This is a genomic window from Novosphingobium sp. UBA1939, from assembly GCF_002336885.1.
Taxonomy (GTDB): Bacteria; Pseudomonadota; Alphaproteobacteria; order Sphingomonadales; family Sphingomonadaceae; genus Novosphingobium.
In genome coordinates this window covers 14213-26822 of record NZ_DDFB01000020.1, presented here as the reverse complement: position 1 = coordinate 26822, position 12610 = coordinate 14213, and the positions used below count along the sequence as shown (strand labels likewise).

Genomic DNA, 12610 nt, shown 5'->3' with positions numbered 1-12610 from the left:
CAATGTCGAGGAAAGCTAGCCTGAACCCAGATGAGTTGGGTTCGGTTTGGGCAGTGCAAATGCTCAGGCAAGTTATCCTGCGATGCCCGGCCTTCGTGCCGGGCTTCGTTTATCCGCTCACGGCATTCTCCGAATTAATGTATGAATTGTTGGCTCCGGGGCGCACGGCCCAGGGATCGGGGTGCGCGACCAGCAGGGCCTCGAGGGCATAGTAGCGCGACAAGCCGTGCGTGCTTTTGATCCGGTCGAGGAACGCGCGCGCTTGTTCGGACACCATGGCGTTGCACTCAACGTAGGGCTCAGCGGTCGAATGCCGGCGCGGCATGGCCAGCGCCGCGATATTCACACGCCGCTCGACGATGACCAGGTAAGCATCGATTGCGGTGCTCAGGTTGTCAAAACCGTGCCGATCGCGAAGCTGGGTAACCGCAGTGTGAACCTCGCGAAGAAGGAGCAGGCGTACCGGGACCAGGCCTTCCTTGATCTGGCGCTCGCGATAGGCGTAGTTTCGTTGCCCGTTCCTGCTGCGTCCGCCCTGGATTGGAGTGGCGTTGAGGAGATTTCGGATCAGTTTGGATGGGCGCTCACGGCCAGACCAGACGTTTTGGTGGGATTCCTCGGCTTGTGAGCGGGGCGCCTGCGGGGCACTGTCCTTGCATGACATTACACCGTTCGCTTGTGCTCGCCGGGACGCTTCTATTTGCATCGACTGCTCACGCGCGTCCTGTTCCGTCACGGGCCGTGGCCTTGCTTGATTTTCAAGCGGGGCCGGCCACCCAGCATGCGGATCGCCATCGCGATGTTGCAGAGCATATGATGGCAGGTTTTGAGGAGCCGGTGCGGCCAGGGGCCGTGATGCTGCAGGACTGGACGCAACCTCCTGATGCGGCTTCATCGTCGTCATTTCTACGTATCCCTCGCTGGATGCGAACTGGTGAGGCGCCAACGGCGGTATGGGCGGGCCGGGCTATCCCGGTCCCGATGGCGATCGGCGGTTGCGGCGCGCGGCGGTGGCGACCGTCGCAGTTGATGGGGCGTACCGGAGAAGAAAGGCGACGCCTGCTCTATCCGTTGATGCAGCAGGTGGCCTGCGAGGCGGGCCTGCCTGTCGGACTCTTCGATGCGATGCTCATTCAGGAAAGCCGGTACAATCCGTTCGCTACCAGCGTGAAGGGCGCCTTTGGGCTCGGCCAGCTGATGCCGGGTACGGCCAGGAATCTCGGTGTTGATCGCTACGACCTGCGCGGCAATCTCACCGGGGCCGCTCGATATCTCAAGGCCCATCTTACGGAGTTCGGCAGGGCGGACCTTGCGCTGGCCGCGTACAATGCAGGGCCAGGAAGGGTGAGGGCTTCCGAGTCCGTTCCCTCGATCCGGGAAACGCGAGGCTATGTCGCCACAATTCTTGCCAACTGGCGCACGCTTGAAATCAGCAACGGCCCCTGAAATGGATGGTTTGCTTGGAACCATTTCCGGACGGACGAATGTCACCGGGCTTCTCGCGAGAAATCCAACGTGAAGTGCTCGTATGGCACCTTTCGGCGAGCGAGGCGTTTTTCCACGACCTGGATTAGATATTTCGCGATATGTTCGGAAATGACGGTCATCTCGTTAGCGTGAAACGGATCGACGGCATCCATCTCCTGTACCGTGAGGTACTTGAGCAACGGCGGCAGCATCCCGGCGATCATGTGAATGGCGGGATTTTCGTAGCTCTCGGGATCGTGAAGCACTTCAACGGCAAGAACCGACGCCAGTCGGTCTATCCCGGCCGCATCCAGCAGGGCGACCTGGTGATCGTAGCGCATTTGGCCGCCCTTCACCGCAAAATGGATCAGGCTTGATTGGTGCAGTTTCGCCCTGGTGGCGATTGATCGTGCTGAAACGGGGTTCCGATTCGTCTGCTTCAGGAAAAGCTCCCGATAGCTGTCACTGAGGGCCATGTTTTCCTCGCCAAACATAATACATGACATTACATGTATCATGACCCGTAAGCCATGTCGCGCTGGTCGGCAAGCGGGTTTGTGAGGAGTGTGTGCTCAATTAAATGCTCGTTGGTGCGTGTTGCATAAATCCACCAGAAGATTGCATAAATCCAACGCAGTGACGGAGGAGTGCAAATATATGTTGCATTAATCCGTCATGGATGAACTTAATATACACTGGAAAGTTCGTTTTATCTTCAATCGGAATTATCTTTTCCTAGAGAAACACTTTTAACTTGAAAATCGTCTGCCGTCCCTTTGGCTGCATGCGTCGTCAATACTGACGATACTCCAAACAAGGGACATCGTATGGCTGCAACTGCCTCACTGACCAAATGGGGTGGCGTCTCGGACGCCTCGCCTCAGCGCAAACTGGAATACCTCGCCTTCGGCCTGCTGATGGCGGCGCTCATGGTGGCGCTGTTCGCCATGCCCGCGCTGGCGGGCACCGACACCACCTTCGATACGGCCTTCACCAAGTTCTCGGGCTTCCTCGAAGGCTCGGGCGGCAAGATCATCACCCTGATCTCGCTGGTCGGTGGCCTGATCGGTCTCGCGTCCGGCCGTTTCTCGATGGCGCAGATCGCCATCCCGGTCGGTGTCGGCATCGGTGTCGGCACGGGTATCCCGATCGTCACCTCGACGATCACCGCGATCATCTGATCTGTGACCGGGCGTGGGCGCGGCGGATTTCCGGCGCGTGCATGATCCGGGGGAGGGGCGGCGATGGATCGCTATGGTATTCCTGCAAAGCTTGATGAGCCTGAACGGATCGGCCTGTGGACTCTCGACGAGTTCGCCGCGCTCGCGATTCCGTTCGTGGTTGGCATCATGACGCAGCATGTGCTCGTCGGTATCGCATTCGGTTTCCTGGGTTGGTGGGGTCTGCGTAAGGCAAAAGCGGGCCGCGCTACATCCTGGCTTCTTCATGCGGCCTACTGGCACTTGCCCGCAGGGATGACCGGCCTTCGCGCCGTCCCGCCTTCCTACCTTCGCTTGATGGCGGGATAATCCATGGAAATCGGTTTCAGCCAGGCGCAGGCTCAGCGCGTGCTGCGCCAGCGCAACATGCTGGTGCTCACCAGCGTCGGGCTCGGCGTGGTCGCGATGTTCGCGCTGATCGCGGCGTCGGCGCGCGATCGCGAAGTCGTGCTGCAGCCCGTGCTCACGCGGCCCATCGAACTCTCGAGCGCCGGCGTCAGCAAGGACTACCTCGAGCTGGTGACGCGCGATGCGACCGTGCTCATGCTCAACCGCACACCGCAGAACGCGCAATACTGGATGGATGCGGTCCTGCGCATCGTCCACCCTTCCGCTTACGGGCGGATGAAGGGCGAACTGCTGCGCATCGTCAACGACCAGCGCGGGTCGAGCGTCGCCCAGTTCTACACGATCGAGTCCATGAAAGTGGACCCCGAACACCTGACGTCCGAGGTCTCGGGCGTGCTCCACACCATGGTCGGCCGCCAGGAAGTGGCAGCGCTCAAGCGCACCTTCCGTTTCGAGTGGACCTACACCGGCATCGAACTGCGCCTGATCGGCTTCGGCGCCGTCGCCGCGCCTGGCGCGCCAGCGGACGCCGATGCTCCGGCGCCGGCAACGGCAACGCCGCCGGCAACCGACCAGCACACCACAGGATCACAGCCATGACCTCAACCGCCATGGGCCTTTGTCTCGGGGCCGGCGCCCTGCTGCTGTCCCGGCTCGACAACCGCGGCGCGCAGCTTGCCGGATGCGTTGTGTTCGCCGCCGGCCTGTTCGGCGCGACGCCGGCCTTGGCCGACCAGACCCTCACGGTCGAGGACAATGCCCGCGTCGAATGCGTCGCCTCGCAGCGCGATCTCACCCGCATCAGCCTCGTCGGCGATGCGTTCGCCAGCGTCTCCAAGGTGCAGCCGGAAAACCCGCTAGACGATTTCTCGGTGGTCAACGAGCAGAACCGCGGCGATATCTATCTGTCCGTCCCCACCGGCTTTCGGCCGAAGGCGCTGTCGTTCTTCGGCACCTCGAAGATGGGCTTCGTCTACAAGTTCGCCTGCCGGATCGAACCGATCGAGGCGCAGCAGATCTTCCTCGCCAATCCCGCCACGGAGAAGGCGGCCAAGGCGGCAGATGCCGAGGAGGGCGACCAGCAGGCGCCCGACCTCGACGAGACCGCCGTCCGCCTTGTCCAGGCCATGGCCGGACAGAAAGTCGTGCCCGGCTTCCGCATGGAAAAGGCCGCGTTGATGCCGGTGCGCTCGGGCGATGTCACCGTGCAGCTGCTCGCGCAGTACCGCGGTCTCGACCTGACGGGCCGGGTGCTGCGCATCGAGAACACGGGCAAGGCCGCGACCGAACTCAGCGAAGCGCAGATCGCGCCCGGCGATGCGCTCGCCATCGCCATCGCCAGCCCCCGCCTCGAGCCGCACCAGGTGACGACGGCCTATGTCGTCACGCGCCGGGCGGCGCCGGAATCGTGACGGCAATGCTTGAAGCCGCCCGCAACGGCGGACCCCAGTTCAGTGAGGTAAGACAATGGCATTGAGCGATCTGTTCGGGCGCAGGAAAGCCTCGCCCACCGCTCTCGATATGAGCGCCGCGCCGACACCGGCAGCGGGCCTTGGCGCCAACGACGATGTCCAGCGCCGCCAGCGGATCGCGCTCTATGCGGGCGGCGCGGTGGTCGTGGCCTTGTGTGGCTGGTGGCTGTTCGCCGATTCCGGATCGAAGGCTCCGGGCACGGATACCCCGAAAGGCGGCCAGCAGATCTCGGTCTCGACCGATGACCTGGGCGCCCGCAACCTTTCCGAGAAGGAATGGATCGCGATGAGCGAGAACCGGCTGCAGGCGCAGGACAACCAGCTGCGCCGGATGGCGGGGCAGGGGAACCAGCTGCAGCAGCTGCAGGCGCAACTCGACGCGCTGCGTTCGGAGAACTCGAGCATGGCGGCCGACGGCACCAAGGTCGTCTCGGCCTATGAGGACGAGAACCGCAACCTGCGCCAGCAGCTTGCCGCCGCGCAGACCAGCGCGAGCACCGCGGCGGCGGCAGGGCCGCGCGCGCTCTATGGCGCTTCTGGCCCCGCGTCCTATCAGGGCTTTGGCGCGAGCGGAGTGCCCTCGGGATCGCCACTGGCGGCACCGCCGCGTTCCGAGCTCAAGGTCATCAGCTTTTCTTCGACACCGTCCGGCCCTGCCGGAACGGCCAAGCCCGCCGATCGCGGCAATACGATCTATACCGACAGCCCCAACTATCTGCCGGCGAACAGCTACGCCAAAGCGCGGGTCATCGTCGGCGTCGATGCCGCTTCCAACGTCCAGTCGCAGTCCGATCCCCTTCCGGTGGTCCTGCGCATTACCGGCCCGGCCCGCTCGGTCGCGCAGAACGGCAAGGTCCTCACCACGCGGATCGATGGCTGCCTGGTGAACGGCGCCGCACGCGGCGATCTCTCGAGCGAGAAGGTCTATGTGCGCCTTGCCAAGATGACCTGTCCGCAGCCCGGCGGGCGCTTTGCGGAAAGCGAGGTCAAGGGCTTCGTCGCCTTCGGCGGCAAGACCGGCGTGCGCGGCCGCGTCGTCAGCCGCGAAGGCAGCCTCACCATGCAGGCGTTCTTCGCCGGCCTTGTTGGCGGCGTCGGCAAGGGCTTCTCCGTCAACACCCGCAGTTTCCTCACCAGCGGGCAGACCATCGTCAACGGCGAGCGGCCCAAGCTCTCCGCCAGCGACATCGCCCAGGGCGGGCTCGGCGAAGGCATCAGCCAGGCCGGAGACCGGCTCTCGCAATACCTGATCGAGCGCGCCGAACAGTATCAGCCCGTGATCGAGATGCCGACCGGCATCGATGTCGAGATCGTGTTCCTCGAAGGCGCGTTCATCCGCAATTGAAGGGTATCCTCATCATGAACATCATCAGCAAGTTCAGGAGCGGCACGCTGCGCGCGGCGCTCGTTGGCGCGGTCAGCGCGCTCAGTGTCTCCGCCGGCGTCTATGCCGCCGATGGCCATATCGATGCGACCCACGTCACCGATCTGCTCAAGGCGCGCCTGCCAAAGACTGAGGTGAGCGCGTTGGACTGCGACAAGGTCGCAGGTCTCTGCGAGGTCGTCGCCGGCAAGAGTCTGTTCTACGTCGATCATGGCGCGCGCTATCTGTTTATCGGCCGCGTCTATGACATGGAGACGCGCCAGGACCTGACGGCGGCAAAGCTCCTCGAGATCAACCCGGGCCTGCTGCTCGGCGGCGCGGCCAATGCCGGAGCGCGCGAGGAAGAGGGCGGCGAGACCAGCGCGCCGGCGCTGATGGGCCGGGGCAATGCCCCGCAGCCCGCGACGCCGCCGGCCGCGGCACGGCGTGTCGATCTCTCGAAGCTCGGGACGGCAGGCGCGGTGGTCTGGGGCGCGCCGGACGGCACGCCGGTCACGATCTTCACCGATTTCCATTGCGGCTACTGTCGCGCGCTCGTGAACGAACTCGAGCGCATGAACGTGCGCGTGATCGAGCGGCCGATCTCGACGCTCGGCAGCCGCGATATCGCCAACCGCGTCTATTGCGCGCGCGACAAGGCAAGGGCGGTGAAGGCGGCTTATGCCGGCGAACCCCTGCCGGCAGCGGCCTGCGACACCAGTGGCCTCGATGCCAATGAGGAGTTCGCGCGGACCAACAATTTCACGGGCACGCCGGTGATCGTGCGCTCCGATGGCGAAGTCCTCGAAGGCTACCGCTCGCGCGACATTCTCGAGCCTTGGCTCAGGGGAGCGCGGCGATGACGGGCAAGCGCATGATCGTCGCGGCGCTGGTCGGCTTCGAAGCGGTGGGCCTGGGCGTGCTCCATGGGCTCAGCGCCGGCGCGGCTAGCAGGATGGCTCTGTTCGATCCTGCCGGTCTGCTGCCGCTGTTCGCGGGGCTGAAGGCTTTTGCGGTGTGCGGCGAGCTGTTGCTCGCGACGCTGGTGTCCGGCTCGCTGGCGCAGGCGATCGTCGCGGGCGCAACGCCTGTCGACCACGATCGTCAACGCGTGGATCTTGGGAGTGTGTGCCCATGAACCGGCCCGCACTTCTGCTCGCGATCGCGGTGCCGGCCCTTGTCGCCGGCTGCGTCAGCCTTGGCGGCAACGTCAAAGGCAACTTCGTCTGCCGTGCGCCCGACGGCATCTGCGCGCCGACGTCGAAGATCGATGATCAGGCGCTGGCTGTGATGAACGCCCCGGCCGGGTCGGACGCGCTGCCATCGGCGGCAGCCCAGTCCGTGGCGGGCCAGTCCGTGCCGGCCCAGCATTCGGCCGGTGCGCTCAAGGTGGTGATGCCCGCGCGCACCGATCGCTTTGGCCGCTGGCGCGATGCCACGGTTGTCTATGTCGAGCCGGATGCGCCAGGCCCCCGATTGGGCGGTGGGACGCCGCCGGCGACAGCCACACCGGTCCGACTGAGCCTCGTCGAACTGGCGGCGGGCGCGCCGGAACTCGCCGCGTTCGACCAGATGGTGACCTCCGATGGCGGTAGGACCGTCGCGGCCTCGCCTGTGGCGAGCATTCGAACCCAGGTCGAACGGACGCTGGGTACGCCGGCGGCGGCTGCAACCGCGTCCGGATCGGCCCCGTCCTCGGCTCCTGCTCCTGCTCCCAGATCGCCGCCGGCATCTCCGTCCGCGCCGGTTCGAGCGCCAGCGTTCCCGGCTACCAGCGGCGATGGAGGGCACTGATGGCGTTCTTTGACGGCCTCGTCGCCGATCTCTTCGGTGGTCCGCGCAAGGTGGACAAGGCGCCGCCGCAGGCGGCGATCCCAATGCTCGCGCACTGGCTGCCCTATCGCAGCTACGATCCCCGCTCGCAGATCTACTACAACAACGCCTCGCGCGGATTTCTCGTCGAGATGGCCCCGCTGGTCGGCGCCGACGATCGCACCAGCGAGATCATCGCGCAGTTCTTGTCCGAAGGCATCCCGGAGAAGACCTGCATCCAGATCGTCCAGTGGCAGAGCCCGCGCATCGCGGGCACGATCGGCATGTGGTTCATGCCGCGCGCCGAGGCCGGCGGCATCTACGAGCGCATGGCCCAGCACCGCTGCGACCATATCAACGGCGGTGTCTGGGAAAGCCTGTCGCGTGATGCCCCGTTCCATCTGCGCTCGCACCGCGTGATCGTCTCGGTGGGCGTTCCAGAAGGCGCGAAGACGACCGACGCTGAACTCGTTGCCCTGAGAGATTCCATGATCTCGATGCTGAAATCGATCGACGTCCATGCCCAGGTCGTCGATCCGGTCGGCCTGCTCGCGCTGATCGACGACTTCACCTCGCCCACGACCTCGGGCGGCGAGGATGTCTCCGGCTACAATGCCTTCGATCCGATCGCCGACCAGGCCGTGCGCCGCGACATGGAGATCCGCATCGAGCCGACGCGCATCGTCCTGCGCACCGAACGCTTCCGCGCGCTCGGCCAGAACACCGACGGCACGCCCGATATCGGCGAAGTGCGGCCCGATCATTTCGATGTGCGCTCCTATGCCGTCCGCAACCTGCCGCCACGCTGGACGGCATGGGATACTGCGAAGCTGATCGGCGATCCCTTCATCGACAAGCTGCGCATGCCGTGCCCCGTCGCGACCGTGCTGGCGCTCGAATATCCCGACGAGCAGGCGGCGACGGCGCGCGCGAGCTTCAAGTTCATGCGCACGACCTCGCTCGCCGATTCCCGTTCGGCCCGCTGGATGCCGCAGCTGAAGGACCAGTCCCGCGAATGGGAATATGTGCAGGAGCAGCTGCGCCAGGGCCAGAAGCTGGTGCGGGTCTATTACGGCGTCACCACGTTCTCGCCCTTCGGCAAGGGCGATGCGCACGAGCGCAACCTGAAGGCGATCTACAAGTCCTCGGGATGGGAACTGCAGGACGAGCGCTACATGCAGATCCCGGGCCTGCTCGCGGTCATGCCGATGACCATGGCCAATGGCCTGGCGCGCGATTTCGAGCGGCTCAAGCGCATGCGCACGATGCTGACGACGACGGTCGCCAATATCGCGCCGATGCAGGGCGAATATGCGGGATCGCCGGTGCCGCACCTGCTGCTGCTGGGCCGGCGCGGCCAGCCCTTCTTCTGGTCGCCGTTCGAGAACGCCGCCGGCAACCACAATGTCGCGGTCGTCGGCAAGTCCGGTTCGGGCAAGTCGGTGGCGCTCCAGGAGATGACCGCCGCGCTGGTCGGTGCCGGCGCCAAGGTCATCGTCATCGACGATGGCCGCAGTTTCGAGCACTCGTGCAAGCTGCAGGGAGGCGAGTTCGTCGAGTTCACGATGTCGGCGGGCTTCCGCCTGAACCCGTTCTCGATGATCGATGGCGCGGAAGCGGCACTGAGCGACGACTACCGTCTCGACTGCATGGCGATGCTGAAGGCGATCATCGGACAGATGGCGCGGCCCACGACGCGGCTCGACGATACCGAAGTCGGCCTTGTCGACGGCGCGGTCAACGCCGAGTGGGCGGCGCGCGGCGTCGAGGGCTCGATCGATGGCGTGATCCGTGCGCTCGAGGGGACGGGCCATCCGCAGGGCGAGGCCCTCGCGATCGGCATGCGCCCGTTCTCGAGCGCGGGTACCTATGGCAAGTTCTTCGTTGGCCGCGCCTCGCTGAAGATCGGCGCGGCGCTCACCGTGTTCGAACTGTCCGATCTCGCCTCGCGCGAGGAACTGCGCTCGGTCGTGCTGAGCGCGATCATGTTCCTCTCGAGCCAGGCGATGCGGGAGGACCGCGCGACCCGCAAGGCGCTGCTGCTCGATGAAGCGTGGCAGATGCTGAAGGGCGGCTCGATGGCCGAATTTATCGAGGCCTATGCCCGCACTTGCCGCAAGTACGGCGGCTCGCTCATCACCGCGACACAATCGCTCAACGACTACTACAAGTCCGAAGGATCGGTGGCCGCTCTCGAGAACAGCGACTGGTCGGTCATTCTCCAGCAAAAGCCCGAGACGATCACCGACTTCGCCAAGCACGGGCGCTTCGATCTCAGCGATGGCAGCGAAGCGCTGATGCGCTCGCTCAAGCGCAATGGCACCGAATATTCCGATCTGATGATCCGCGGCCCCGAGACGCTCGCCGTCGGCCGCCTCGTGCTCGATCCCTATTCCGCGACGGTGTTCTCCTCGAGCCCGCAGGTCTTCGCCGCGGTCGAGCGCTATGTCGAGCGCGGCTTCCCGATGGCGCAGGCGATCGAGCGCATCGCCTACCCCGACGATCCCAGGAAATGGTCGCCGCTCGAAAACGTCGATGTCCAGGATGCGGCGGAGTGATGCGCCGTCATTCCCATCTGTTCGACCTGTCCTGAGAAGGATCGCCCATGTTTTTCCATTTCATCAGCACGATCTTCAACTCGATCGCCCGCGGTTTTGGCTGGCGGCTTGGCTCCGACGCGGCGCGGGGGCTCGAGCACTTCGTCGAAGACGAGTTCGATCGGTGACCTCTCGCTCGACTGCCTCGGGGCGAACGTCCGCGATCCTCTATTGGGCCGTCGCTCTCGCGACCTGGCTGTTCGTCAACGCGGCCGCCGCGCTTGGGCTTCTGCTGGCGCTGTTCGTGCTGATGGCCAACGCCACCTGGCTGACGTTCTTCACCGAGGCCGAGAATCTCGCGCGCCACTTCGTCGCCGCATCGCCGGCGGCGCGGGCGGATTTTGCAAGGCTGGTGAGCGAGATCCTCGTCGTGCTGTTCGTCTGCCTTTGCCTGTCACGCCTTGCCGCGCTGCGCCACGCGGCCGCGCCGGCCGCCCTCTCCAGCTCATCCTGAAGGTTTACCGTCATGGCTACCACCACTCCGTCCCTGTCCGTCTCCGTGCCCGGTGAAGGCGATCCGATTCCTGTCTCGTCGCCGGCAACGCCCGCTGTTGCCGCGCCGCCCCGCCGCCGTGGCTTCGCCGGTTTCTCCTGGGGCCAGCTGCTGGGCAGCACCGCGATCGCCGGCGCCGTGCTGTGGGGCGCATGGATCACCCGCGATGTCCATGTGCTGCAAAGCCGGCGGATCGTCTCGGTGAACCTTGCCGCGATGATGAACGATTTCGTAATGGCCGAGGCGCGGACGGGGAACAGTCCGGAACAGACCGAGATCGACACCCGCCAGTACATGGCGGCGCTGCAGTCGGTGCTGAAGCAGAGGGCGCGAGCGGGCGAGACCATCCTTGTTGGCGAAGCCGTGGTGTCTTCGTCCACGCCCAATATCACCGCCGAAGTGCGCGAAGCGGTGGGCAAGCTTATCCTCGCCAATCCCGCGCCGCGCATGCCGGCATCGCCTGCTGGCGCCAACGGAGCCGCGCCACAAGGCTCCGGCAACGCCGGCCTGCCGGCCAGCGGCGCGGGCGCGATCGTGCCGAATGGCGCTGCCGGACAGGTCGGTGTGATGCCGGCGCCCGCACCGGCCATGGGGGGAGGGGCCAGTGGCGCATCCGGCCAGTGAGATCGCGACGCCTTCGCCCGCGCATATGACGGCCCGGCAGCGCTGGCTGCTGGGTGCGGCCCTCGTGGCCGCGCTCGTGCTCTGGCGCGGTCTCGACGATCTTGCCCATAACCACCTTTTCCTGATCAACCGCTCGCACTCGCTTCCGAACTGGGCCTATGTGGTCGAACGGGGCAAGTTGCCCGAGCGCGGTCAGGTCGCGTTCTTCCTGCCGCCCCGCAACGCGCTCGTCGAAGCGCATTTCGGGAAGACCCCGTCGGCGTTCGGCAAGATCGCGCTGGGCCTCGCCGGCGACGTGATCGAGCATCGTGGTGACGACGTGGTGCTGCTGCGCACCGTGACCGACGCCAGCGGCCGCCACGTTGCGAGCCGCGTCGTCGGACACCTCAAGCCGCGCACGATGCAGGGCGAAGTCCTGGAACCGGGGCCGGTGGGGCGCATTCCGGACGGCTGCTATTACATGGGCAGCGCGCACAAGGACGGCTTTGACAGCCGCTATGCCGCGATCGGCTTCGTTTGCCGCCGCCAGATCGTCGGCATCGCCACCAGGGTCCTGCTGTGATGCGGCGCGGAGGTCTCGCTCTTCTCGCTTGCGCCGTGTCTGCCGGCCTGGCGCCGGCGCCCGCGCCCGCCATGGCGCGGGACTATGGCCAGCATGGTGCGGTCTTCGCCGTGATCGAGCCCGATCTGCTGGCGATGATCCGCAACAAGCTCACCCGCCTCAAGGACTCGGGCGCGATCGAGCGGATGAACCAGGAATTCGCGCGCCGCAGCGAGGCGCGTATCCGCCGTCCCGATCCGGTTGTCGGGATCGGCCTCGCCACCACCCCGCGCAGCTGGATCTACGATCCCGCGATCACAATCGACCACGACGTGTTCGATACCAAGGGCAACGCGATCGCGCGGGCCGGCCAGCGGGTCAACCCGCTCGACTTCGTGACCGTGCGCCAGAGCCTGGTGTTCATCGACGCTGACGATCGCGACCAGCTCGAATGGGCGATGCGGCGCTATACCGATCTCAATGCCAAGATCGTCATGGTGAAAGGCGCGCCGCTCGAGGCGATGACGCGCAGGCGCCGGCGGTTCTACTTCGACCAGGGCGGCTATCTTACCGCCCGTTTCGGCATCCATGCGGTTCCGGCCGTCGTCGAACCTGCCGGCAAGGTCATGCGCGTATCCGAGATACCGGTCGGGATCGGCAGGAAATGAGCGCG

The 12610-nt window shown here is 65.4% G+C and carries 16 protein-coding genes; 14 read left to right on the top strand and 2 right to left on the bottom strand.

Annotated features, from left to right (window positions below):
• Positions 1-109 precede the first annotated feature (109 nt).
• Entirely contained in the window at positions 110-736 is a 627-nt protein-coding gene (locus B3547_RS03725; RefSeq protein WP_292960316.1) for a hypothetical protein, read from the bottom strand.
• A 5-nt stretch (positions 737-741) separates the two neighbouring features.
• On the opposite strand from B3547_RS03725, the gene B3547_RS03720 reads away from it, so the two are divergent.
• Positions 742-1446 carry a lytic transglycosylase domain-containing protein gene (locus B3547_RS03720; protein WP_292960314.1) on the top strand — a complete coding sequence of 235 codons (705 nt, stop codon included), beginning with the start codon at positions 742-744 and terminating at the stop codon, positions 1444-1446.
• 41 nt (positions 1447-1487) lie between these two features.
• On the opposite strand, the gene B3547_RS03715 is transcribed toward B3547_RS03720, so the two are convergent.
• The gene (locus tag B3547_RS03715) at positions 1488-1943 is read right to left on the bottom strand and encodes a hypothetical protein (protein WP_292960312.1); all 456 of its coding nucleotides are present in this window, start codon (positions 1941-1943) and stop codon (positions 1488-1490) included.
• 441 nt (positions 1944-2384) lie between these two features.
• On the opposite strand from B3547_RS03715, the gene B3547_RS03710 reads away from it, so the two are divergent.
• The 13 genes from B3547_RS03710 (at position 2385) to traW (ending at position 12605) form a co-directional block, all read left to right on the top strand.
• Complete coding sequence (locus tag B3547_RS03710; RefSeq protein WP_349676470.1) at positions 2385-2648, top strand: hypothetical protein; 264 nt, start codon at positions 2385-2387, stop codon at positions 2646-2648.
• Positions 2649-2711: 63 nt separating this feature from the next.
• On the top strand, positions 2712-2996 hold the full coding sequence (gene traL, locus B3547_RS03705; RefSeq protein WP_292960310.1) for a type IV conjugative transfer system protein TraL: 285 nt from the start codon (positions 2712-2714) through the stop codon (positions 2994-2996).
• A gap of 3 nt (positions 2997-2999) precedes the next feature.
• Positions 3000-3635, top strand: a complete 636-nt coding sequence (locus tag B3547_RS03700) for a type IV conjugative transfer system protein TraE (protein ID WP_292960308.1) — start codon at positions 3000-3002, stop codon at positions 3633-3635.
• Positions 3632-4447: a type-F conjugative transfer system secretin TraK gene (locus B3547_RS03695; RefSeq protein ID WP_292960306.1), complete on the top strand. Its 816-nt coding sequence runs from the start codon at positions 3632-3634 to the stop codon at positions 4445-4447. Before B3547_RS03700 ends, B3547_RS03695 begins: the two co-directional genes overlap by 4 nt.
• A gap of 55 nt (positions 4448-4502) precedes the next feature.
• A complete protein-coding gene (locus B3547_RS03690) occupies positions 4503-5852 on the top strand; it encodes a TraB/VirB10 family protein (RefSeq protein ID WP_292960304.1) in 1350 nt (449 codons plus the stop codon).
• Positions 5853-5866: 14 nt separating this feature from the next.
• Positions 5867-6733, top strand: coding sequence for a DsbC family protein (locus B3547_RS03685; RefSeq protein ID WP_292960302.1), 867 nt, complete (start codon positions 5867-5869; stop codon positions 6731-6733).
• Positions 6730-7008, top strand: coding sequence for a hypothetical protein (locus tag B3547_RS03680; protein ID WP_292960300.1), 279 nt, complete (start codon positions 6730-6732; stop codon positions 7006-7008). The genes B3547_RS03685 and B3547_RS03680 overlap by 4 nt, the downstream gene beginning before the upstream one ends.
• Positions 7005-7664 (top strand): hypothetical protein, encoded by a 660-nt coding sequence (locus tag B3547_RS03675; protein ID WP_292960298.1) that lies wholly within the window; start codon positions 7005-7007, stop codon positions 7662-7664. Before B3547_RS03680 ends, B3547_RS03675 begins: the two co-directional genes overlap by 4 nt.
• Entirely contained in the window at positions 7664-10240 is a 2577-nt protein-coding gene (gene traC, locus B3547_RS03670) for a type IV secretion system protein TraC (RefSeq protein ID WP_292960296.1), read from the top strand. The genes B3547_RS03675 and traC overlap by 1 nt, the downstream gene beginning before the upstream one ends.
• Before the next feature lie 163 nt (positions 10241-10403).
• Positions 10404-10733, top strand: a complete 330-nt coding sequence (locus tag B3547_RS03665; protein WP_292960294.1) for a hypothetical protein — start codon at positions 10404-10406, stop codon at positions 10731-10733.
• 12 nt (positions 10734-10745) lie between these two features.
• Positions 10746-11396: a TrbI F-type domain-containing protein gene (locus tag B3547_RS03660; protein ID WP_292960292.1), complete on the top strand. Its 651-nt coding sequence runs from the start codon at positions 10746-10748 to the stop codon at positions 11394-11396.
• Entirely contained in the window at positions 11377-11958 is a 582-nt protein-coding gene (locus B3547_RS03655; RefSeq protein WP_292960290.1) for a S26 family signal peptidase, read from the top strand. The genes B3547_RS03660 and B3547_RS03655 overlap by 20 nt, the downstream gene beginning before the upstream one ends.
• 35 nt (positions 11959-11993) lie before the next feature.
• Positions 11994-12605, top strand: a complete 612-nt coding sequence (gene traW, locus B3547_RS03650) for a type-F conjugative transfer system protein TraW (protein ID WP_349676468.1) — start codon at positions 11994-11996, stop codon at positions 12603-12605.
• The last annotated feature ends 5 nt before the right edge of the window (positions 12606-12610 follow it).

Bases quoted from the DNA above. Each gene is read 5' to 3' on its own strand.
- B3547_RS03690 (WP_292960304.1), top strand. From the start codon at position 4,503: ATGGCATTGAGCGATCTGTTCGGGCGCAGGAAAGCCTCGCCCACCGCT.
- traC (WP_292960296.1), top strand. From the start codon at position 7,664: ATGGCGTTCTTTGACGGCCTCGTCGCCGATCTCTTCGGTGGTCCGCGC.
- B3547_RS03675 (WP_292960298.1), top strand. From the start codon at position 7,005: ATGAACCGGCCCGCACTTCTGCTCGCGATCGCGGTGCCGGCCCTTGTC.
- B3547_RS03710 (WP_349676470.1), top strand. From the start codon at position 2,385: ATGGCGGCGCTCATGGTGGCGCTGTTCGCCATGCCCGCGCTGGCGGGC.
- B3547_RS03695 (WP_292960306.1), top strand. From the start codon at position 3,632: ATGACCTCAACCGCCATGGGCCTTTGTCTCGGGGCCGGCGCCCTGCTG.
- B3547_RS03680 (WP_292960300.1), top strand. From the start codon at position 6,730: ATGACGGGCAAGCGCATGATCGTCGCGGCGCTGGTCGGCTTCGAAGCG.
- B3547_RS03715 (WP_292960312.1), bottom strand. From the start codon at position 1,943: ATGGCCCTCAGTGACAGCTATCGGGAGCTTTTCCTGAAGCAGACGAAT.
- B3547_RS03685 (WP_292960302.1), top strand. From the start codon at position 5,867: ATGAACATCATCAGCAAGTTCAGGAGCGGCACGCTGCGCGCGGCGCTC.
- B3547_RS03700 (WP_292960308.1), top strand. From the start codon at position 3,000: ATGGAAATCGGTTTCAGCCAGGCGCAGGCTCAGCGCGTGCTGCGCCAG.
- B3547_RS03660 (WP_292960292.1), top strand. From the start codon at position 10,746: ATGGCTACCACCACTCCGTCCCTGTCCGTCTCCGTGCCCGGTGAAGGC.
- traL (WP_292960310.1), top strand. From the start codon at position 2,712: ATGGATCGCTATGGTATTCCTGCAAAGCTTGATGAGCCTGAACGGATC.